This window comes from Streptomyces sp. NPDC002446, from assembly GCF_053595675.1.
Genome location: NZ_JBSFYC010000034.1, coordinates 12,867 through 35,802 on the forward strand (window position 1 = coordinate 12,867; position 22,936 = coordinate 35,802).

13 protein-coding genes are annotated in these 22,936 nt (G+C 73.5%); 5 read left to right on the plus strand and 8 right to left on the minus strand.

What is annotated here, in order from left to right; translation table 11 throughout:
* Window positions 1-14: 14 nt before the first annotated feature.
* Entirely contained in the window at window positions 15-680 is a 666-nt protein-coding gene (locus ACWD6P_RS20335; RefSeq protein WP_451445514.1) for a class I SAM-dependent DNA methyltransferase, read from the plus strand.
* Here the strand turns inward: ACWD6P_RS20335 and galE are convergent, their stop codons facing one another.
* The 3 genes from galE to ACWD6P_RS20350 all read right to left on the minus strand — a co-directional run bounded on the left by galE (window position 681) and on the right by ACWD6P_RS20350 (window position 7,257).
* On the minus strand, window positions 681-1,658 hold the full coding sequence (gene galE / locus ACWD6P_RS20340; protein ID WP_451445515.1) for a UDP-glucose 4-epimerase GalE: 978 nt from the start codon (window positions 1,656-1,658) through the stop codon (window positions 681-683). It abuts the gene before it with no gap.
* Between the two features lie 45 nt (window positions 1,659-1,703).
* Window positions 1,704-3,350 (minus strand): glycosyltransferase family 2 protein, encoded by a 1,647-nt coding sequence (locus ACWD6P_RS20345; RefSeq protein WP_451445516.1) that lies wholly within the window; start codon window positions 3,348-3,350, stop codon window positions 1,704-1,706.
* A gap of 274 nt (window positions 3,351-3,624) precedes the next feature.
* Window positions 3,625-7,257 (minus strand): bifunctional glycosyltransferase/CDP-glycerol:glycerophosphate glycerophosphotransferase, encoded by a 3,633-nt coding sequence (locus ACWD6P_RS20350; protein ID WP_451445517.1) that lies wholly within the window; start codon window positions 7,255-7,257, stop codon window positions 3,625-3,627.
* 248 nt (window positions 7,258-7,505) lie between these two features.
* On the opposite strand from ACWD6P_RS20350, the gene ACWD6P_RS20355 reads away from it, so the two are divergent.
* Window positions 7,506-8,195: a class I SAM-dependent methyltransferase gene (locus ACWD6P_RS20355; RefSeq protein ID WP_451445518.1), complete on the plus strand. Its 690-nt coding sequence runs from the start codon at window positions 7,506-7,508 to the stop codon at window positions 8,193-8,195.
* 84 nt (window positions 8,196-8,279) lie between these two features.
* On the opposite strand, the gene ACWD6P_RS20360 is transcribed toward ACWD6P_RS20355, so the two are convergent.
* From ACWD6P_RS20360 to ACWD6P_RS20380, 5 genes are all read right to left on the minus strand, one after another.
* A complete protein-coding gene (locus tag ACWD6P_RS20360; RefSeq protein ID WP_451445519.1) occupies window positions 8,280-9,239 on the minus strand; it encodes a class I SAM-dependent methyltransferase in 960 nt (319 codons plus the stop codon).
* Between the two features lie 386 nt (window positions 9,240-9,625).
* Window positions 9,626-10,555: a carbohydrate ABC transporter permease gene (locus ACWD6P_RS20365; protein ID WP_451445520.1), complete on the minus strand. Its 930-nt coding sequence runs from the start codon at window positions 10,553-10,555 to the stop codon at window positions 9,626-9,628.
* Window positions 10,556-10,619: 64 nt separating this feature from the next.
* Entirely contained in the window at window positions 10,620-11,999 is a 1,380-nt protein-coding gene (locus ACWD6P_RS20370; RefSeq protein ID WP_451445521.1) for a carbohydrate ABC transporter permease, read from the minus strand.
* A gap of 123 nt (window positions 12,000-12,122) precedes the next feature.
* The gene (locus tag ACWD6P_RS20375) at window positions 12,123-13,343 is read right to left on the minus strand and encodes an ABC transporter substrate-binding protein (RefSeq protein ID WP_451445522.1); all 1,221 of its coding nucleotides are present in this window, start codon (window positions 13,341-13,343) and stop codon (window positions 12,123-12,125) included.
* Between the two features lie 877 nt (window positions 13,344-14,220).
* On the minus strand, window positions 14,221-17,913 hold the full coding sequence (locus tag ACWD6P_RS20380; protein WP_451445566.1) for an FHA domain-containing protein: 3,693 nt from the start codon (window positions 17,911-17,913) through the stop codon (window positions 14,221-14,223).
* Between the two features lie 461 nt (window positions 17,914-18,374).
* On the opposite strand from ACWD6P_RS20380, the gene ACWD6P_RS20385 reads away from it, so the two are divergent.
* The 3 genes from ACWD6P_RS20385 (at window position 18,375) to prfB (ending at window position 22,795) form a co-directional block, all read left to right on the plus strand.
* Entirely contained in the window at window positions 18,375-20,027 is a 1,653-nt protein-coding gene (locus ACWD6P_RS20385; RefSeq protein ID WP_451445523.1) for a serine/threonine-protein kinase, read from the plus strand.
* 213 nt (window positions 20,028-20,240) lie between these two features.
* Window positions 20,241-21,578: a serine/threonine-protein kinase gene (locus tag ACWD6P_RS20390; RefSeq protein ID WP_451445524.1), complete on the plus strand. Its 1,338-nt coding sequence runs from the start codon at window positions 20,241-20,243 to the stop codon at window positions 21,576-21,578.
* Window positions 21,579-21,688: 110 nt separating this feature from the next.
* Window positions 21,689-22,795, plus strand: a complete 1,107-nt coding sequence (gene prfB, locus ACWD6P_RS20395; RefSeq protein WP_451445525.1) for a peptide chain release factor 2 — start codon at window positions 21,689-21,691, stop codon at window positions 22,793-22,795.
* Window positions 22,796-22,936: the final 141 nt, after the last annotated feature.

Genomic DNA, 22,936 nt, shown 5'->3' on the forward strand with positions numbered 1-22,936 from the left:
TAGGGTGCCCGGCCATGACCGCCGAACCCGACTTCCTCCACGAGACCCGGACGTTCTACGACGCCATCGCCGAGGACTACGCCGACCACTTCCGCGGCGCCATGGACACCAGACACTGGGACCGGGCCGTCCTCGCCGCCTTCGCCGACACCGTACGGGCCGGCGGCGCCGGGCCGGTCGCCGACCTCGGATGCGGCCCCGGCTGGGTGACGGCACACCTGGACGCCCTTGGGCTCACGGTGACCGGCATCGACCTGTCGCCGCAGATGGTGGCGCTGGCCCGGCGCGAACACCCCGGCGTGCGCTTCGACGTGGGCTCGATGCTCGCCCTGGACCTGCCGGACGGCTCCCTCGGCGGCGTCGTCGCCTGGTACTCGATCATCCACACCCCGCAGGACCGGCTCCCGGAGGTCTTCGCCGAACTCCACCGGGTACTGGCCCCGGGCGGGCAGCTGCTGCTCGCCTTCCAGGTGGGCGACGAGCCCCTGCACCTGGCACAGCCCTTCGGCCGCCCGGTGTCCCTCGACTTCCGCCGCCGCCGGCCCGACCGGATCGCCGAGCTGGTGACCGGCGCCGGCCTGACCGTCGACGCCCGGCTGCAGCGCGAGCCGGACCGGGCGGCGGGGGAGAGCACCCCGCAGGCCTACCTCACGGCCCGCAAACCCTCCACGAGCAGCTGATCAGCCCCGCGGGTGGTGGTACCGCCACCCGGCCCAGGCCGACGTGATCATGTCGCGGACGTCGTGGTGGGCCTTCCAGCCCAGCTCGGCGGCGATCCGGTCGGCCGCCGCGACCACCCGCGCCGGATCGCCGGCGCGGCGCGGGGTGACCTCGGCGGTGACCCCCTCATGGCCCGTGAGCTCGGCGATCAGATCGATCATCTCCCGCACGGAGACGCCCTCACCGCGGCCGATGTTCAGCGTCAGATCGCGCACCGGGCCCCGCTCGGCGAGCTTGCGGGCCGCGGCCACATGGGCGTCGGCGAGGTCGGTGACGTGGATGTAGTCGCGGATGCAGGTGCCGTCGGGGGTGTCGTAGTCGTCGCCGAAGATGCGCGGCGCGGCACCCTCGTCGAGCTTCTCGAAGACCATCGGGACGATGTTGAAGACACCCGTGTCGGCGAGCTCGGGGGCGGCCGCGCCGGCGACGTTGAAGTAGCGCAGACACGCCGTGCTGATGCCGTGCGCCCGCCCCGCCGCACGGGCCATCCACTCCCCGACGAGCTTGGTCTCGCCGTACGGGTTGATCGGCACGCAGGGCGTGTCCTCGGTGACCAGATCGACGTCCGGCATGCCGTAGACGGCGGCCGACGAGGAGAAGACGAAGCGGCCCACACCGCCCGAGGCCATCGCCTCCAGCAGCGTCTGCAGACCGTGCACGTTCTCCCGGTAGTACAGCAGCGGCATCTCGACGGACTCGCCGACCTGCTTCTTGGCGGCCAGATGCACGATGTCGGTGACGCCGTGCCGGGCGATCGTGTCGTCGAGCAGCGCGCGGTCCAGTATCGAGCCGACGACCAGCGGAACACCCTCGGGGATCCGGGCGGCCACCCCCGTCGTCAGATCGTCCAACACCACGACCTGCTCACCCGCCTGCCGCAGGGCCCGTACGACATGGGCGCCGATGTAACCGGCACCACCCGTGATCAAGTAAGACATAGCGCAATCCTAGGCTGGAGGTCGGACAGTCGAGCGGGAGCGGGGTCAGCGGCGCAGCCGGCGGGCCGCGATCCGCCACACGCTGCGCAGCCCCGACGCGACCCGCAGCGAGAGCGCCCCGCCGGTCGTCGCATACGGCTGCACCAGCAGCACCGCGTGCCGCCGGCTGGGCAGCACACGGCGGCGCAGCCCCGGCCCCGTCGCCCGCAGCGCGGCCCGGAAACCGGCCCCGTCCGCGCAGCTGACCTCGGCCATCAGATCCCACGGCTCAGGGTCGGCGCTCCGGCTGCCGCCGTCCACCAGCGCCCCTATGTCCAAGACCACCTCCGCGGTCCAGCACGCCTCCGCACCGCCGGACGGCGCCGGAGCGAGCGCGGCGGTGTGCACCGGGCCGCGGCGGTCGTCGCGCCGCCGCCGCAGCTCCACATCGATGCTCTCCGGCCCGGCCGCGGCCAGCCGGCCGTACAGATCATGGACGCGCAGCCGCAGCACACTGCGGCCGGCGACGGCCGGCTCCGCGTCCACCGTCACCGGCAGCCGGTGCAGCGGCTTGGTGCCGATCGCCTCCAGCTCGACACCGGGCAGATCCGCCGACCACACCGCCCGCCCGCCGGCCTCGGCGTACGGCGGCAGCAGCCGGCCGGGGCGGGCCGCCAGCTGCGTGAGCCGCTCCAGATCGCGCGGCTCCGACGAGGCCAGCACCACCCGGGCCAGCCACCGCGCGGGCGCGCGCGCCGCACGCAGCTCCGACTCGTCGAACCCCGCCAGATACTCGCGGGTCAGCCGCCACCACTCGGCGCGGTAGTCGGCGCCGCGGGTGTGCAGCTCGCGGACGTACATCCGCAGATCGTGATCGAGGAACTTGACGGCGGCCGCGTGCGCCAGCGCCTTGTGCCCGGCGTCCTGGAAGATCCGCACACTGGCGCGGTGCGCCTCGATCCGCGCCTGCCAGTTGGCGACGTCCTTGCGGTCCAGCGAGATCGACTGCTTCGCCGCCGAGCGGCGCACATGCCAGACGTAGACACTGTCGGGAATCGTCACGACGCGCGGCGCGGCGGCCAGCACCCGGGCGGTGAACACGAAGTCCTCGTAGGTGAAACGGCCCTCGGGGAAGACGATGCCGTGCTCCGCCAGGAACGCCCGGTCATAGAGCTTGTTGACGCACAGGGTGTCGCGGACCAGCTGGGCTGCGGCCTCGGCGGACTCGTACACCGCGGCCTCGCGGTAGAGCGCCGGCAGCCAGGGGACATCGCGCCGGGCGGGCAGCTCACGGCGTACACAGGCGCCCGCCGCGACCGGCGCGTCATGCTCCAGCGCGGCCGCCAGCAGAGCCTGCGCCGCGCCCGGCGGCAGCACGTCGTCGCTGTCCAGGAACATGACGAACCGGCCGGTGGCGGCGCGCAGACCGTCGTTGCGGGGAGTGCCGCAGCCGCCGCTGTTCTCACTGCGGTGGAGGACACGCAGCCGCGGCTCGGTGCGGGCGAGGGCGTCCAGGGCGGCGCCGGTGCCGTCGGTGGAGGCGTCGTTCACCGCGATCACCTCGGTGACCGTCTCCCCCGAGGTCTGCTGCGCGAGCGCGGAGCGCACCGCGTCACCGACGTGCACCGCGTCGTTGAAAGCGATGACGACGATGCTGACCTGCGCGGAAGGCGTGATGGTGGGCCCTGGCAGTGACTCAAGGGCTTCTTTCACAGTCACTAAATCTACATTTCGTGTCGACAGCATCTCTTGGCGCGAGCGGGGTCCAACCCATTTCCGATGGGTCAGAGGGCGAAACCCGCCATGCGGTTGCACCCGTCGCCTCGGTTTTCCGCCGCATTGCCATCCCATGACCGGACGGACGTCGGGGGCCGGGTGCGCGGGCACCCGTGAAGGACCCCGCACATGCTGTAACGACGCGAGTGGCGTGCGATGCCGATCCGCGTGCTGTCACCTTGCGCACCGGCCCCGTCACCACCCCCTCCGCTCACCGCTCCATCAGGTCCGCGACCCGCCCGGCCGCCCCGCCGTCGTCCCGGTGACAGAACGCCTCCCGGAAATCCGCGTACGCCTCCGCACCCGCCGCCGCGATCCCCGCCAAGTCCCCCAGCGCATCGACGAGTTCACCCGTCGACGCCAGCAGCGGACCCGGCACCCGCGCCTCGAAGTCCAGCGTGAAACCACGCAGCGCATCGCGGTAGTGCGGCAGATCGGGCGTGAAGAACAGCATCGGACGGCCCGTGTTGGCGAAGTCGGCGGCCAGCGACGAGTAGTCGGTCACCAGCACGTCCGCGGCCAGCAGCAGCTCCATCGCATCGGGGTACGCCGAGACGTCCCGCGCGAACGGCGCATGGTGCGCCGGCAGCCGGTCGGCGACCAGCGGATGGCTGCGCACCAGCAGCACATGGTCCGCCGCCAGCTCCCGCCGCGCCAGCTCCAGATCCAGCGGCAGATGCAGCCGGTGATGGCCCGCGTCGTACGCCATGTCGTCCCGCGGCGTCGGCGCGTACAGCACCACCGTCTTGCCCGGCTCCACACCCAGCCGCTCCCGCACCGCCGCCGCCCTCAGCTCACGGTCCGGCGCGAACAGCGCATCGGTCCGCGGCAGCCCCGACTCCAGCAGCCGCCCCGAGAAGCCCAGCGCCGAGCGCAGCACCGGCGTGCTGTGCGCGTTCGGCGACAGCAGCACGCTCCACTGCCGGCTGACCCGCGGCCGCGGCGCCAGATGCGCCAGCCCCGCGCACAGCGTGCCCGCCAGATCGGCGCCGATCCGCTTGAGCGGCGTGCCGTGCCACGTCTGGATGGTGCGCTGCCCGCCGCGCCGGGTGAACCAGCGCGGCAGATGGGTGTTGGTCACCACCCAGCGGCTGTGCGCCAGCGCACCGTGCCACTCCGCGCTGCCCACCACTACCGCGCGCACCGTGTCCGGCACCGCGGTCTGCGCATCGCGCACCGCCCACAGATGCTCCACGTCCATGCCCCGCCGCACCAGCTCCTCGTGCACCGCGCGCGGCGAATCCCCGTACGCGCGGCCCCCGAAGCTGCTGTAGAGCACCGTGTCGCGCAGCGGGCGGGAGCGGTGCAGCGCATAGTGCTGCTCGCGCAGCATCCGGCGGCGGTAGGGGCCGCGGTCGGTGGCCGGCAGCGCCGGGCCCGCACTCACCAGCGCCTCGTCGTGCCGCTGCCGGTCCAGGACCAGCGGCTTGCCGCGGACCGTACAGGACGCCGGCAGCCCCGCAAGGACGGCCGGCGCGATCCGCACCGGCGCGTCCAACGGCGAGCCGGCCGCGCCGCGTTCCCGCAGATGCAGCGTCCAGCGGCCCTCCCGCAGCGGCACCGCGCCGGCCAGCGAGTCCAGCGCGCCCAGCGGCAGCGTGCCATGGAACCGGCCCTCGTCGTGGACCGTGGGGAACGCCAGCTCGGCCGCGTGCGCGGCGTGCTTGAGGACCAGCTCGGTGGCGTGCGGCGCCGCGTCCGGCAGGGCGCCCGCCAGCAGCAGGGTGCCGTCGGCGCGCCACAGCGCCCGGTCCGCGTACGGCTGCGGCGTCCGGTCGTGCAGCACCAGGTTCCCGCCCGCGGTGGCCGCCACCACCACCTCCCGGCCGTGCGACAGCGGATACGCCACCGGCGCAAGCCCCACCTCGCAGGCGACCGGGTCGGTGCCGCCGCCGGGCAGCACCAGCTCCGGTACCCAGCTCTCGGTGTGCGCCGCGGGAATCGCCGACGGCGCACCGTCCCGGACGGGCCGGGCGGCGTCCAGCGCCTCCAGACGGACCCGGATCGTCAGCCGCCCCGCCCCGGCGCCGCCCCCGGACCCGTCGTCCCCGGCACCGCCCGCCGCGGCCGCCCGCTCCCCGGGACCGGCCGCCGCCCACCCCGCCTCCACCGGGAACGACACCACCGTCCCCGACCCCTGATGCGTCAGCCGCAGCGCCGTCGGCGCCGGCCGCGGCGCCCACACCTCCAGATCCAGCGCACCGGCCGCCGCCGCATGATGCCCCTCCAGCCGCCGGACGCGGCGCGCAACCGACAGCCGCAGCCGCCCCTGCGCATACCGCGGCGTGACCCGCACCCGCCCCGCCGCACCCTCGTCCGCCACCTCACGCGCACCCGGCTCGGCACCCGAACCCGTCTCCCCGGGGGACAGCGCCGCCGCCCGCACCACACCCGACGAGGCGAGCAGCACCCCGACCGTCCACTCGCCCTCCTCCCAGCGCCCGCCCCTGCGCAACCGGGCCGGATCCAGCCGCACCTCGAAGCCCGACCAGTCGTAACAGTGCAGCTCCTGACCGGACTCGGCGGTCGCCTCCGGCATCGCCACGGGCCGCAGCGGCAGCAGGATCCTGCGCCGCCCGCACGACAGCACGGCCGTACGCAGATAGCCGTGCCGCGTCGCCGCGTCCAGATTGCGGATATAGGCATAGCCGCGCAGCAGCAGCACACCGCCCCGCCACACCGCCTCGGTGACCTTGGCCCGTACGGGGAAGTCGGCCCGCTCCAGCCGCACCACACCCGGCGGCAGCTCCGGCGCGGGACTCAGCGGCAACACAGCCCGCTTGCGCAGCGGCGGCCCGGCCACCGTGAACCCCGCCGGGTTGCGCGCCTCGTGCGCCAGCAGCGTCAGCAGATCGGCCGCCCGCCCCGCGCGGATCAGATACCAGCGCATCCGCAGCTCCACGGGCAGCGTGGGAAACAGCCGGGGATCGACACCCGCCAGGAAGTCACGGGCACAGTCCAGGAACGCCGTGCGGGTCTCCGGCGCCGCGGCCGGCAGCGCATCGACCAGATCGAGCAGCCCGCCGGTCAGCTGCGCGCGGTCGTAGTCGCGCTGATAGGCGTTCAGATGGGTCCGGGCCGGGTCGGCGAGGAAACCGCGGACCCCGGCCACCGCCGCGAACCGGTCCCGCACCCCCCGGGCATCGAGCCGCCGGAACCGGGCGGGCCCCTCCGGCAGCCGCCAGTAACACACGTGCTCATGCAGCACGTCGACCGTCCTGGCGAGGAAGTGCGCGGGCAGCGTCACCGCCGCGTCATGACACAACTCGCCTTCCGGAAAAGCCAGTTCATGCCGGTCCCAGAAGGCGCGGCGGAAGACCTTGTTGCGCGCGAAGTGATCCGACAGCAGCGACAGGTCCTCGGTGATGTGGGTGCGCAGCGCCGTCCCGTAGGTGGCCGGATGGTCCGCGGACTGGCTGCGGCCGGCCGCACCCAGCCGGTAGACGTTGCCGGTCGCCAGGTCCGACCCGGACCTGTCCAGCAGGCCGACCAGATCCGCGTACGCGCGCGGCAGCAGCACATCGTCCGCATCCAGGAAGGCCAGATAGCCGGTGTGCGGATAGCCGTGCCGGGCACCGGTGTTGCGCAGCGCGCCACAGCCCGGCGCCGGGCCGTCGCCAGGATGGCGGACGATCCGGAACCGCGGGTCCCGCTCGGCGAACCGGCGGGCGAGCGCGGCGGCCGCGCCCTGCGCACCGCCCCCCTGCGCGGGCCCGCCCTCCACCATCACCACATCCAGCTCGGTCAGCGTCTGCGCCGCCACCGACTCCAGGCACTCCTCCACATTCCGCTCGGACCCCTCGGCGCGAGGGACCGGGACGACGACGGTGAGCCGAGGCTTCATGGCGGACCAAGCCTTTCCGGACGGACGATGCACAAGACCGGACCGTTCAACTCACCACCGGCGGCACGGTCACCGGATCTGCGCTGAAAGGGTGAGGCGCCTCATCGACAGTGCGTGTTCGGGTGATTACGCTCGGTGTGCAGCTGTCGGCGCGCCGTAGCGCCGGGCCCCGTCAGATGCCGTAGACCCGATGCACAGCGATAGGGCGCCCCGCGCGCCGCGTCCCCAGGGAAGGTGACCGCGTCCCGATGCCCGGCCGAACCGACAGCTCCGCCGCCACCGACAGCTCCGATGCCCAGCCGCCCGGCAGCGACCCCCGCACCGCCAGGCCGGCCGGCCCCGCGGGCACCGCACCGGCCGCCTCCACCGCCCGGCTGCCCGCCGACCGGCCCCGCGGCCCGCTGGCGCAACTGCTGCCCGGCCGCTGCCGCTACCGCCGCCAACTGCGGCGCATCGGCACCGGACGGGTACTGGAGATCGGCTGCGGCACCGGCGACACCCTCGCCGGCTGCACCCCCGGAAGCGTCGGAATCGACCACGACCCGCAATCCGTCGAACACTGCCGCACCCGCGGACTGACCGCCTACACGGCCGACGCCTTCCTCGCCGGCCCGCACGCCCGGCCCGGCGCCTTCGACGCACTGCTGACCGCACACGTCCTCGAACACCTCGACGACGAACAGGTCGAAGACCTCCTGCGGGCCTACGTCCCCTACGTACGGCCCGGCGGCGGAGTCCTCCTGATCACCCCGCAGGAAGCCGGGCACCGGGCGACCCGCCCCACCCCCGTCCGCTTCACCGACTTCACCCTGCTGCGCGCCTTCGCCGAATCCGCCGGCCTGGCCGTACGGCGCACCTACTCCCACCCGCTGCCACGGCCGGCCGGGATGCTGCTGCGCTCCAACGCGTTCGTCCTCCTGGCACAGGTCCCCAGGTAGACAACCGGACGGCGGCCCCCGGCACGGCACGGGCCGGAGCCGTCACACCGCCCCGGCCCGCAACCGCACACCTCGACCCCCGCGTCAGCGCGTACGCGCCCGCTTACGGGCCCTGACGATCGCCCGGGTCACGACCGGCGGCAGCACATCCAGCGCCACCTTGCGCACCGTGCTGCGCGTCGGCACCGGCGGACGGCCCCCCGGGCGGGCCGGCCGCGCCTTCGGAGCCCCGGCCGACGCCCGCTGCGCGGCACGGGCGGCGGGCACCGCCGTGTGCCGCGACACCGGCTGCGCGGGCTCCGCGGCGCCCTTGGCGCTCAGCCGGACCAGCGGGGCGTCGTTGACGTACTGCACCTCGTGCCAGACGTCGCCGCGCACCGCGATCCACTCCAGCAGCGCCTTCTGCAAGGGCTCCGGGTCGCCCCATGTGCCGTAGAACTTGGTGCCGGTGATGCAGATGGGGCGCAGTCCCTCGTTCGCCACGGCCTGCCAGGTGGCGGCGGCCACCCCCGGACAGTGCTCGGCGCGGTAGTCGTCCAGCACCACCACGCCCTTGCCGGTGAGCAGTTCACGCACCGCGAGGATGTCGCCGTGCACATGCTCGTACAGATGCGAGGCGTCGATATGGGCGAAGCGCACCGAGCCGTCCTCGACATGGTCGCTGACGATCGAGCTCAGCCCCTGCACGATGGTGGGCAACTCGTCGTGGAACGCGAGGTAGTTCGCCTCGAAGGCACGGCGCGTCAAGGTCGCGTAGGACTTCTTCATCTCCTTGGAGTTGGAGGCGTCCTCGGCGGGGGAGTCGAAGAGATCGCAGACCGTGAAACGCTCGCCGGGGCGCAGCCGCGCACCGAGGAAGATCGCGCTCTTGCCCATGTACGCGCCCAGTTCGAGCAGATCACCCGGTTCGGAACGGTCCTGCTGATACGCCAGGAACCAGTCGAAGAGCAGCTGATCGGCGGTGAAGAACCAGCCTTTGACCTCGGACAGCCGGGTGGGGCGCGGGAGCTGTTCGGCACTCTGGTCTGCGGTGGGGGCAGTCATGTGCGGTCCGTCTCCAGACGGTCGGGAACGTAGGGCGAAATGCGCTGGGGGACAGGGATGAGGGGAGGGGGCGGAGATGTCCGTCACCGGAGATGTCCGTTACCTGTACGTATCTACATGTATGGCATATCTGCGTTTATGTGATGTGGGTGTCGCCGCGGCCATCGGGCGCCCTCGCCCGGCCGAACGTGCGAGCACCGCTAGGCAGTCTCCACGACAAGGCGCCGGCGCACCATGCGTTTCACGGCAGTGACCGACATCGTAGGGGGACGGACATGAACGCGGGATAACAACGGAAGACCACCCCGCCCGCGAACGGCACCGGCCCTGCACGGCTCCTGCACCCGCCCTCCGCGACCGCCGGGCCCACCTCCGCCACCACCGCCCTACTTCACCGCACCGGCCATCACACCCGAGACGAACTGCCGCTGGAAGGCGAAGAAGACGATCAGCGGCACCACCATCGACAGGAACGCCCCGGGCGCCAGCACATCGATGTTGTTGCCGAACTGCCGCACCTCCTGCTGCAGCGCCACCGTGATCGGCGGACTGCCGCTGTCCGCGAAGATCAGCGCGACCAGCATGTCGTTCCACACCCACAGGAACTGGAAGATCCCCAGCGACGCGATCGCCGGACCGCCCAGCGGCATCACCACCCGGGTGAACAACCGCAGCTCACCCGCCCCGTCCAGCCGCGCCGCCTCCAGCAGCTCGCGCGGGATCTCCGCGAAGAAGTTCCGCAGCAGGAACACCGCGAACGGCAGCCCGAAGGCCGTATGGAAGAGGATCACCCCGGCCGTCGTCTCGAACAGCCCCACCGCCCCGAACAGCTTCGCCACCGGGATCAGCGCCACCTGCACCGGGACCACCAGCAGCCCGACGACGACCATGAACCAGCCGTCCCGCCCGGGGAAGTCCATCCATGCGAACGCATACCCGGCCAGCGACCCGATGACCACCACCAGCACCGTCGCCGGCACCGTGATCGCCGCCGTCGTCAGCAGCGAACCCATCACCTTGTCATTGGCCAGCAGCTGACCGTAGTTGTCCCAGGTGATCTGAGCCGGCGCACCGAACACCCGCCACCAGCCGGACTCGGCGATCTGCTGCGGACTGCGCAACGACGACAGCAGCAGCCCCACCGACGGCATCAGCCAGAACAGGGCGACCAGCACCAGGAAGACCCGCACGGCCCCGCCACCCGTCCGCGCCACGAGCCGCCCGGCCAGCGACTGCCCGGGCCGCACGCCCCGGCCGGTGCCCCTGCCGGCGCCCCCGCGTCGCCGGTTCCGCACGTCACCGCGCACGGCCGTCATCGCCGCCACCTCCAGTCCACGGTCACCGGCAACGGGCCTGCCGTCCCCATCGACGCTCCTGCCGTCATCGCCGACGCTCCTTCCGAATGCGCCGGAGATTGACGTACATCACCGGCATCACCAGCAGCAGCAAGAACACCGCGATCGCACTGCCCAGCCCCTCGTCCACATCCGTGCCGAACGACGACTGGAAGAGCTGCAGGGCGAGCACATTGGCGGACCTGATGCTGGAGCCCGGCGCGATGATGTAGACCAGATCGAAGATCTTCAGCACATTGATCATCAGCGTGACCAGCACCACCACCAGGACCGGCGCCAGCAGCGGCACCGTGATCCGCCGGAACACCTGCCACTCGCCCGCGCCGTCCACCCGCGCCGCCTCCAACAGCTCACGCGGCACCCCCGCCAGCCCCGCGGCGATCAGCACCATCGCGAAACCGGCCCACATCCACACATAGGAGCCGATGATGGCCGGGGTGACCAGCGCCGGGCCCAGCCAGTCGACACCGTTGTACGCCTCCGCGAAGTTCGCCGCGGGCAGCCGCAGCCGCGCACCGTCCGCCCGGTCCGCGGGCAGCGCATAGGTACCGTCCGCCGCCGTCGTCGCCGAGGCCACCACCCGGCCGCCCCTGACCGCCTCGACCCGCAGACCGGCCAGCGCCCTCTCCCCGGCGTCGATCACATCGGGCCGGCCGCCGCCCCCACGGGTGAAGTCCAGCCAGACGGTTCCGGTGACCTCCCCGGGCCGCGGGGCGGCGGCGGCCGCCGGCCGGGCACCGCGCACATCGTCCTGCCGGACCGCGACCAGCGGCAGATCCACCCGCGAGCCCGCCCGTACGGCCGACCGCGTGGTGAACGCGCCACCGCCGGACGGCCGCAGATCGGCGCGGGGGCGCGGCTTGGCCCCGGGGAACGGCGCCGGCTCGGCGAACGTGTCGTGCACGCCCACCCAGACCGCATTGGCGACCCCCCGCTCCGGCTCCTGGTCGTAGACCAGCCGGAAGATGATCCCGGCCGCCAGCATCGAGATCGCCATCGGCATGAACACGATCAGCTTGAAGGCGGTACCCCAGCGGATCCGCTCGGTCAGCACCGCGAAGATCAGCCCCAGCGCCGTCGACACGGTCGGCGCCACCACGACCCACACGACGTTGTTCCGCAGCGCCGTACGGATCCCGTCGTCCGAGAACATCGCACCGTAGTTGCCGAGCCCCACGAACCCGTCACCGGACGCGTCGAACAGACTGCGGTAGACGGAGAAGACGATGGGATAGACCACCAGCGCACCGAGCAGCACCAGCGCCGGCAGCAGAAACACCGCCGCCAACCACGGCCGCCCACCCAGCACCCTCCGGCCCCCGCCGCCCGCGCCGACCGCACCCGCGTACCCGGCCCTACCAGCCCTACCGGCCTTGCTCGCCTTGCTGACCTGTCCGTCGCTCATCGTGACGATCCCCCGGTCCCGGTCGAGACGGTCGGCGGCAGGCGCCCAGCGCCTGAACTTCCGACGTCCGACGACGTGCTCTCAGCGTCCGACGACGTGCCCTCACCGTCCGACGACGTGCCCTCACCGTCCGAACGACTTGGCGGCGTCCTTCTCCAGCCGTGCCTGCGTACCCGCGATGTCCTTGGGGTTCTTCAGAAAGTCCTGCAGGTCCTTCCACTCGCCCTGCCCCGGCTTGCCGCCGAACGACGCGGGCGCCTGGTCGGACATGTCGAACCGGAAGCCGTCGCCCGCCGCGACCAGCGCCTTGGCGATCTCCCGCATCACATCGTTGGCGTACGCCGCCTGGTCGAGCTTCTTGTTGGGCGAGATGAACCCGCCCGCCTGCGCCCAGATCTTGGCCGCGTCCGTCGACGCCAGGAACGTCAGCAGCGCCTGCGAGGCCTTGCTGTCCTTGAGCGCCACCGCCACATCGCCGCCGGTCACCACCGGGGACCCGCTGCCCACCGCGGGAAACGGGAAGACCTTGGCGTCCGTGCCGACCCGGGCCTTGGTCTGGGCGATGTTGGCGGCGGCGAAGTCGGCCGACGAGACCATCGCGGCCTTGGGCGCGTCACCGCCGCTGAACGTCTGGGTCACCGACGTCGGGAAGTCCGTCTGCAGCGCACCGGAGTTGCCGCCCGCGAGCAGATCCTTACGGCCGAAGAGCTGCGCGAGCGTGTTCAGCGCCTGCTTGACCGTCGGGTCGGTCCACTTGATCCGGTGCTGCGCCAGCTGGTCGTACTTCTCCGGGCCCGCCTGGGAGAGGTAGACGTTCTCGAACCAGTCGGTCAGCGTCCAGCCGTCCGAACCTCCCACCGAGACCGGCTCGACGCCCGACTCGGCCACCACCTCCGCCGCCTTGACGAAGTCCGGCCAGGTCTTCGGTTCCTTGGCGCCGGCGTTGTCGAACGCCCGCGCGTTGTACCAGACCAGGGACTTGTTGCTGGCCTTGAAGTAGACCCCGTACGAGGTTCCCTTGAAGGCGCCGAGCTCCTGCCAGCCCTTGGAGTAGTTCCTGGCGAGCTGCGCCTTGGCGCCGGGGCCGAGCGGCTTGAGCCAGCCCTTCTGCGCGAACTCCTTGAGCACACCGACCTGTTGGAGCATCGCCACATCGGGCGGGCCGCCGCCGGCGACCTTGGAGCCGATGAAACCGGCCATGTCGTCACCGCTGGGAACGAAGTCGACCTCGGCGCCGGTGCGCCTTTCGAACTCGTCCAGCACCTTGACGAAGTTCTCCCGCTCCGGCCCCGTCCAGACCGCGGCGACCTGCACCTTCTGCCCGTTCAGCTTGGGCAGCCGCACAGTGGGAGCAGTGGACCCGCCCTTACCCCCACCGCCCCCGCCACCACTCCCGCCACCCTTCGCACCCCCACCGCCACCACACCCGCCCAACACCAGTGCAAGCGCCGCACCCACCACCACCGCAACCCGACCCCGCCCGACCGCACCCACATCCCGCCTCGCACGCCCCGCACCGCCGCTACACCCAGCCATGCGGCCGCTAAGCCCAGCCGTGCCGCCGATACGCCCAGCCGTGCCCTCGAATCGTCTGCGCATCCCCGTAGCCCCCTGTCGCCGCGCCTGCCGTACTGGTGCCGTACTGGTGCCGTGCGGTGGTGCTGTGCCGGTGGTGCTGTGCCGGTGCCGCCCGTGCCGGTGATGCCCGCGCGGTGCTGCGGTTCCGGTGTTCCAGTGTTCCGGTGTTCGGGTGTGCCGTGGTGCTGTGTGGTGGGTCCCGTAGGGCTGGTGCCGTGGTGCCGTGGTGTCGGTGGTTTCCGGTACCGCTGTGCTGTGGTGCCGTGCCGGTGGTGCTGGTGGAGGGTCCCATGCCGCTGGTGCCGGGGCGTGGCGCGCCGCGGTGCCACGCGGTGTGCGACAGGTCTACGCCCTGGCTACGGGCTCCGCAATACCGCGTTCGCCGCCAACTCGCCTTTCGTAATGGGGCTGTTACTGGCGGCAGGGGCCTGTTATGGCTGTTCTGTTATGGCTGGGCGTTCCCGCATGACGGATGACGGACTGGAGACCTACCAGGCCCGCCCGGCGACTCACGCCAGCCGTGCCGCCCCCACCCGCGCCCCGCCCCACCCGCCCCGCGGCCCAGCCCGCACCCGCACCCGCAACGCACCCACCCCGCGACCCAGCACCCGCCCCGCCCCCGCAACCCCACCCGCCCCGCGGCTCACACCAGTGGCGGTGCCGGTGTCGCGCCCGAGGACTGCGCGGCCCTCTGCAGCGCGCTGGCCAGCAGGGCGAGGTCCGTCGGGCCGTTGCCCAGTTCGCGCAGGGGGCGGCGGGCCGGGGGGTCGCCCATCCGCTGCCATTCGAGCGGTACGACCGTCGGCCGCAGTGTGGACGTACGGGGTATCCGGCCGGTCACCCGGCCTGCCTGGAACGGTGTCGAGGAGCCGTCCGCCGCGCGGTGCAGCCGGCCGCGGCCGGTCGGTGCCGGGTCGGCGGGGTCGGTGGGGTCGGTGGATGCGCCCAACTCGACGCGCAGGCCGGCCCGTTCGCTGGTCGCGGTCTCGGCGGTGCGGTCCGGGTGGCCGGTGGCGGCTATCAGATGGACGCCGAGCGCCGCCCCGTCGCGGGCCACGGCTTCCAGCGCCCGCACCACGGAACCGGCGGCGGGGCGGCCGGGGCTGCCCAGGGCGGGGGCGACCAGCGCGTCGAAGTCGTCGACGAGGACGAACAGCCGCGGCATCGGGGGCGCCGGCTGCGGGGCGCCGTCCTCGGCGGGGGGCCCGCCGGTGGGGGCTCCAGTGGCTGGGGTTCCAGTGGCTGGGGCGGCGGTGGCCGGGGGGCCGGTGCGGGAGCGGAGGCGGAGTGTGCCGGTGGTTGACGGGTCCGCCGGGGTGCCGCTTTCCTCCTCCTTGTTTCGGCAACGATTACGGAGAGTTATTGGTTCCTGCTCTCCGTGAGCATGATGCATTCCGTGAGCATGGTGCTCTCCGTGACCGTGGTGCTCTCCGTGACCGTGGTGGTCGCCGTGAGCGTGATGGTCTCCGTGGCCATGAGGGTGGGCGGGGGCGCCGTAGGCGCCGCCTGGGTGGCTGGCCTCTGTGTAGCCGGCCTCGGGGAGACGGCTTTCGGTTGAGCGGTTCTCGGTGAAACGGCCCTCGGTGAAACGGCCCTCGGTCGAGCGGCGGGGGGCGATGATCCGGGGGGCCGGGAGGTGTTTGGTGCGCCACTCGGTGAAGGGGGTGCCGGACAGTATTTCCGTGCGGCGTTTCAGCTCCGAGGACAGTGCCTGGGCGAACTCCCGCATCCGGACCGGGTCGGAGGCGGCGAGATACGTGGTGACGTGCGGCAGGTCCGTGCACACCCGCAGTCCCTCGCCGCGTTCGCTGCCGCCGCCGTCCACCAGCACCAGCGACAGCAGGTCCGGGCGGTCGGCGGCGGCCAGTGAGGCGGCCAGCGAGCGCAGCAGTTCGGTCTTGCCGGTGGCCGGTGCGCCCTCCAGGAGGAGATGCGTGCCGTCGGCGGCCGGGTCGGCGTGGAGCGGGCCGTGCGGTCCGGCGCCGAGCACTGCGGCGGCGCCGGACCGGTCGGTGTCCAGGGCGGCGGCCCAACGGGCCATCAGGGACGCCGGGGTGGCGCGGGCCAGCCCCAACTCGTCCAGCAGCCGGGCCGCATCGGGCAGTGGGGCGGCCGCGCGGGGCGCCGTGCGGCCGTCGGCGGTGGCCGTGGCGTCGGCTTCGCGCAGCGGCGCCAGCGCCCGCGCGAAGCGCTCGGCCCAGGCGCCGGAGACCGCGTCGACCGTCGCGACCGTGCCGTTCGGGCCGGAGCCGGGCTGGACCACGCGCAGCGCCGTGGCGACGTCGCCGCTGAGCACGGCGACGGCTCCGCACTCGCCGAAGGCGGGTGACGCGGCGCGGGCGGCTTCGTACGTCGCGGTCAGCGGGAAGGCGGGGGAGGCGGCCGGGGTCTCCGCCAGGCACAGGAGGTGGATTCCGGCCGCCGGGCCGCCCGACGCGAGGCGGGCGGTGGTCTCGCGCAGCGCGGACGAGCCGGGGTCGCCATCCACGATCACCAGGGTGTACGGGCCCTGGTGGCGGGCGGCGGCGGAGGCGACCTCGGCGCGTTCGGCGCTGGCCCAGCCGGGGCCCAGCGGGCTGTCGTCGAGCCGCCGTGCCAGTTCGGACGTACGGGCCGTGGCCTGCTCCCTGTCGTAGGCGAGCAGCAGCCGGCAGTCCTGGCCGTGGGTGGGGCGGATGTGCGGCAGCCAGCCGAGCCAGGACCAGTCGGCCACCCGCTCGTCGGTGCTGCGGGCCCGGTCCGTACTGATCAGCACGATGTCGAGGGTGCCGGGGGAGTGCAGTGCGGCGAGCTGGGCGACGGCGGAGCGGGCCAGTCCGGTGAGCCGGGCGCGCGGCCCGGCGAGGCCCAGGGAGCCGGCCCGGCGCAGCTCGACGGTGACGGGTACGGCGGTCCGGCCGCCGCCGCGGCTGGCCGTCCCCAGCCGGACGGTCAGTGCGTCGGGGTGGTCCCGGCCGCGTTCCCAGAGCCGGGGGCCCGGGCCCAGCGCGGTGAGCAGGACCGCGGCGGCGTCCGGCCAGCGTTCGTGGTCCGCGGGCCCGGGGGAGGCCGCGGCTGCCTCCGCGCCGACGGGGGCCCCGGCGGGGGAGGCCGGGGCGGTGCCGGCGGGTTCGTACTCCGCCGGGCCCCAGTCGCTACGGGCCTCGTCCGGCCGCTCCACGGCGGGCCGGCCGCCGGCCAGCCGCCGCGCCCAGGAACCGATGCCGCCGCGCCGGCCGCCCTTACGGGGCGCCTCGCCGGCGCGTGGCTCGTCGGGCGGGGCCAGCGGCTGCCGGCCGCCGTGCGTCAGGTCCTGTGCGCCGTCGGGGGCGCCATGGCCCGGCGCCTCGCGGACGCCCGGTCCGAACCCGTCGGCCGGGAAGCCGGCGTCGGGGGTGCGGTCGAGGCCGTGTCCAAAGCCGTGGGCGGTGGCGGCATCGGGGTGGGGCGCCTCGGGGTGGGGGGCGTCGCTGTGTGCGGTGGCGTGGCGGTGGTCGTCGGGGGCGCCGGGCGGCGGCCAGGCGTCCTGGGCGGGGGTGCCGCGCAGGGGGGTGTCCCGTCGCGTCGTGGCGCCCGTCGGCGGGGCGGTGCGCGGCGGCGGTACGGGGGAGGCCGCGGCGTTTTCGGGGCTCCGGCCGTACGCGGTGGGGGCGGCGCCCGCGCCGGCCGTCGCGTACGCGCCGTCGGTCCCCGGGGCGATGCGCAGCTGTCCCTCGCCGTCGGGCGTGGTCTGCAGGGCGGGGTCCGGGGTGCTGGGGGCGGGCTGCAGGCGGAGGGCGGATTCGCCGATGCGCAGCAGGGCGCCGGGGCGCAGCGGCGCGGGGTGTTCGCCGAGGTCGGTGCCGTCGATGACGGTGCCGTTGGTGGAGCGCAGGTCGGCGACGTGTACGGAGCCGTCGGGCTCGACCGTGACGGCGCAGTGCAGCCGGGAGACGTCCGGGTCGTCGAGGGGGACGTCGGCGTCGGCGGAGCGGCCGATGCGGATCTGGCCGCCGTGGAGGAGGTGGACGCCGCCGGCGTCGGGGCCGGAGATGACGCGGAGCCGTGCGGTGCCGTGCGGCAGGCCGTGGGCGGGGGCGGGGCCGGGGCCCTGGAGGGAGAGCACCGCGCCGTCGATCAGCGGGGGCTCGCCGATGGCGGCGCGCTGCGGGTCGAGCCGCTCGGTGCCGGCGTAGAGCACGACGGGGCCGCTGCCGGCACCCGCGCCGCCGACGTCGGCGCCGGAGCCCGCCACGGAGGCCGCAAGCGAGCCGGCCACGGCCGCCAGGGCGGTGCCGGCGGGGGCCGTCACGAGCACGTCGCAGGCCCGGGTGGTGGGGCCGCTGCGCGGCCCGAGGACGGTCAGCCGGATCTGCATCGCCGTCAACGGTCCCTTCTGCCGGGGATCCGGCAGGGGGGCCGCTCGCTCCCCCGCCAGCCCGAGCACGTCGGCACGTACAAGTCCCAAGTGCACGTCGCGACAAAGACCGTGCGCCCCCACCGCATCGTGCTGGGTGCATCCTCGCACCTGCCACTGACAACACGCCCGCCGACCGTCAATCAGTGATCTTGATTGGTCTTCTAAGGGCGAAAAAGTGCCTGGTTGTGCGCGGTGCCCGGGCGGATTCGGACTGCCGTGATCAGCTCGGAACCGTCCCCGACCGGGTGGTACCGGCGCCGGCGGCGCCGGGCAACCATCTGTCCGAAACGCACGTCTTCCCCACAAGCCCCGCCCGGTCGGCCGGACCGAGAAGCTTGTGCGACGGCACTACAGTGGATCGGACGGCTCGGACCCAGCGGGCCAGGCAAGTGATCCATCACGACCAGGGAGCGCATGACGTGCGGCCGGTAGGCAGCAAGTACCTGCTCGAGGAGCCGCTGGGACGCGGCGCCACGGGCACCGTCTGGCGTGCCCGCCAGCGGGAGACGGCGGGCGCCGAGGCCGCCGTGGCAGGAGAGCCCGGTGAGACGGTCGCGATCAAGGTCCTCAAGGAGGAGCTGGCGCACGACGCGGACGTGGTGATGCGCTTCCTGCGGGAGCGCTCCGTCCTGCTGCGGCTGACCCACCCGAACATCGTCCGCACCCGCGACCTGGTGGTCGAGGGGGATCTGCTGGCGCTGGTCATGGACCTGGTCGACGGTCCCGACCTGCACCGCTACCTGCGCGACAACGGCCCCTTCAGCCCGGTGGCCGCCGCCCTGCTGACCGCCCAGATCGCCGACGCGCTGGCCGCCAGCCACGCCGACGGTGTGGTGCACCGCGACCTCAAGCCCGCCAACGTCCTGCTCGCCGGGTCCGACGGCGGCGAGATGCATCCGATGCTGACGGACTTCGGCATCGCTCGGCTCGCCGACTCCCCGGGGCTGACCCGCACCCACGAATTCGTCGGGACGCCCGCCTATGTGGCGCCGGAGTCCGCCGAGGGCCGCCCGCAGACCTCCGCGGTGGACATCTACGGTGCCGGCATCCTGCTGTACGAGCTGGTCACCGGCCGTCCGCCGTTCGCCGGCTCGACGGCCCTGGAGGTGCTGCACCGGCACCTGAGCGAGGAGCCGCGCCGCCCCAGCACGCTCCCCGAGCCGCTGTGGACGGTGATAGAGCGCTGTCTGCGCAAGCGTCCCGAGGAGCGGCCCAGCGCCGAGAACCTCGCGCGTGCGCTGCGCACCGTGGCCTCCGGGGTCGGGGTGCATGCCACTCCCGCGCAGGCCGAGGCGGCGCTGGGCGTCGCCGCGCTGCTCGCCCCGGACCCGGCGCCGGCGACCGTCCCCGGTACCGGCGCGGACGGCGGCCCGGCCGCCGGAGGCGACGCCGACCCCACCCAGGTGCTCCCCTCGGGGGCCGGTGCCGGCGCGTACGACCCGGCGGCGGCGACCAGCGTGCTGCCGTCCACGGGAGGCCCCGGCGGACGGGACGCCGACCCGACCCGCGCGATGCCGCCGATGCCGATGGGCGCGCCGTCCGCGGGCCCGCAGGAGCCCGACGGCCCCCACCCGTGGGAGTCCCAGATGCGGGCCGCCCGGGACCGCAACGAGCAGACCCAGGTGCAGTACCTGGACCCCGGCCAGGACCCGCTGCGCCGCCGTCCGCAGCGCCGCCCGGCCGCCCCGCAGCAGCCCCAGCAGCCGCCGCAGTACCGGCAGCAGCCGCCGGCTCCGGTGCCGTACGCGCAGCAGCAGCCGCAGGCCCCCCAGCGGGCCCCGCAGCGCCGTCAGGAGCCGCCGCCGCAGCGTTACGAGCCGCAGCGGCCGCCCGCGCCGGAGCCCCGGCCGCGGCGCGAGCCGCGTCAGCGCAGCGCCAACCCGATGAAGATCCCGGGCCTGGGCTGCCTCAAGGGCTGCCTGTTCACGCTGATACTGATGTTCGTGGCGGCCTGGCTGATCTGGGAGCTCACCCCGCTCCAGGAGTGGATCGGTACGACCCGGGGCTTCTTCGCCCAGATCGGTCACTGGTACCGCGAGGTGGAGCAGTTCGTGAACAAGCTCGGCGCCTGACACCGGCCGCCCGTGGTCCCCGTGCTCCGCACGGCGGGCCTGCGGGCGGCTTCGTGGATTTGTCGACTTCTCCGGGTGTTCTGGCGGGCAATTTCGCTCACAGAAGTGAACGTTGCCCCCGTCCGGGGCACTGAACCCCGTGGCATCCGCGTAGCTTTGACGCCAACCTCAGCCCCCGCAGGACGCTCGGGGGCCCGACACGTCGGAGCAGTCTTGGCACGGAAGATCGGCAGCCGGTACACCGCCCACCAGATCCTGGGGCGCGGAAGTGCCGGCACGGTATGGCTGGGCGAGGGTCCCGAAGGGGCCGTGGCCATCAAGCTGTTGCGTGAGGATCTCGCCTCCGACCAGGAGCTCGTCGGCCGCTTCGTGCAGGAGCGGGCGGCGCTGCTGGGCCTGGAGCACCCGCATGTCGTCGGCGTCCGCGACCTGGTCGTCGACGGCAACGACCTGGCGCTGGTCATGAACCTCGTACGGGGCACGGACCTGCGCACCCGTCTGGAGCGCGAGCGCCGGCTGGCCCCGGAGGCCGCCGTCGCCATCGCCGCCGACGTCGCCGACGCGCTGGCCGCCGCGCACGCCGCCCGCATCGTGCACCGCGACGTCAAGCCCGAGAACATCCTGCTGGACATGCAGGGCCCGCTCGGCCCCGGTGGCGCGCACCCCGCCCTGCTGACCGACTTCGGCATCGCCCGGCTCGTCGACTCGCCGCGCCGGCCCCTCCCGCTGGGGGCACCTCCCGGCGCCGGCCGGGGGACGTCGGCCGGGGGGAGCTCCGTCCCGCTCCGCTCGTCCAAGGTCATCGGCACCCCCGACTACCTCGCCCCGGAGATCATCGAGGGCCTGCCGCCGCGCGCCTCCGTGGACGTCTATGCGCTGGCGACCGTCCTGTACGAGCTGCTCGCCGGCTTCACGCCCTTCGGGGGAGGCCACCCCGGGGCGGTGCTGCGCCGCCATGTCACCGAGAGTGTGGCGCCGCTGCCGGGCATCCCCGACGAGCTGTGGCAGCTGCTGCTGCAGTGCCTGGCGAAGGCGCCCGCTTCGCGGCTGCGGGCCCCGGAGCTCGCCGCCCGGCTGCGTGAGCTGCTGCCGGGCCTGGCCGGGATCCCGCCGCTGGACATCGACGAGCCGGACGGCGAGGAGCCGGAGGACGAGCAGGAGGGCGCGGGCGGCGGCGCCCGCGAGGAATCGTTCTACCCCTCGGCGGCGGGCGAGGCCGCCCCGCCGCGCGGCGCGGTCCCGCTGGTCCAGGGCTCGGCCCCGGACTCCAACCGGGAGACGCACACCAGCATGCGGGTGCCGGGCCCGGACGAGCTGGCGGGCGGCGCGCACGGCACCGCCCGCGCCCCCCGGGCCGCCGGTGAGCGCCGGGCGGGCTCGGCCCGGCACCGTGCCTCGCCGGAGGCGGTGCGCCGGCGCCGGATCAAGCTCGGCGCGGCCGCCGCGGCGGTGGTCGTGGCGGCGGGTCTGGGGGGCTGGCTGGCCTCGGGGGACGACGACGCGGGCGACGCCACCCCGGGCGTGTACCAGCCCGGACCGGACGCTCCGTGACGGTGCGGTGACCCGGGGTGGGCCGTGTCCCTGCGGCCGCAACACGCCCTGTGCGGGCCCGGTCCGCCGGGGCGGGTCAGGTTGTCGGTGGTAGCCGTTAGGCTGGGTGCGTGGCAGTCGTCGATGTATCCGAAGAGCTGAAGTCCCTCTCCTCGACCATGGGGTCGATCGAGGCCGTCCTGGACCTCGACAAGATGAGGGCCGACATCGCCGTGCTTGAGGAGCAAGCGGCGGCGCCGTCCCTGTGGGACGACCCGGAGAGCGCCCAGAAGGTCACCAGCCAGCTGTCCTACCTCCAGGGCCAGCTGCGCCGTGCCGAGGAGCTGCGCGGCCGGGTCGACGACCTCGAGGTGCTCTTCGAGCTCGCCGACGCCGAGGGCGACGAGGAGACCCGCGCCGAGGCCGAGGCCGAGCTGGCGGAGGTCCGCAAGGCCGTCGAGGAGCTGGAGGTGCGCACCCTCCTGTCCGGCGAGTACGACTCCCGCGAGGCGGTCGTCAACATCCGCGCCGAGGCCGGTGGCGTGGACGCCGCCGACTTCGCCGAGAAGCTGCAGCGCATGTATCTGCGCTGGGCCGAGCGGCACGGCTACAAGACCGAGCTCTACGAGACCTCGTACGCGGAAGAGGCCGGCATCAAGTCGACCACCTTCGCCGTCAACGTCCCGTACGCCTACGGCACGCTCTCCGTCGAGCAGGGCACGCACCGCCTGGTGCGCATCTCGCCGTTCGACAACCAGGGCCGCCGCCAGACGTCGTTCGCCGGTGTCGAGGTGCTGCCCGTCGTCGAGCAGACCGACCACATCGAGATCGACGAGTCGGATCTGCGGGTGGATGTGTACCGCTCCTCGGGCCCCGGCGGCCAGGGCGTCAACACCACCGACTCCGCGGTCCGGCTGACGCACCTGCCCACCGGCATCGTCGTCTCCTGCCAGAACGAGCGCTCGCAGATCCAGAACAAGGCGACCGCGATGAACGTCCTGCAGGCCAAGCTCCTGGAGCGCCGCCGCCAGGAGGAGCAGGCCAAGATGGACGCCCTCAAGGGCGACGGCGGAAACTCCTGGGGCAACCAGATGCGTTCGTACGTCCTGCACCCGTACCAGATGGTCAAGGACCTGCGCACGGAGTTCGAGGTCGGCAACCCGCAGGCCGTGCTCGACGGCGACATCGACGGCTTCCTGGAGGCCGGAATCCGCTGGCGCAAGCAGCAGGAGAAGTAGGAACAGCGGCGAAAGACGCGCGGAACAACTGTCTCCCCTGGGGAGGCAGTTGTTTTTTGCTGTGGCGGTTTGGTCACAGTCGTATGTCCATGTACCACCCAACTCCCAGCAATTCGGGCATCGAGCCTTTATTCGACCTTG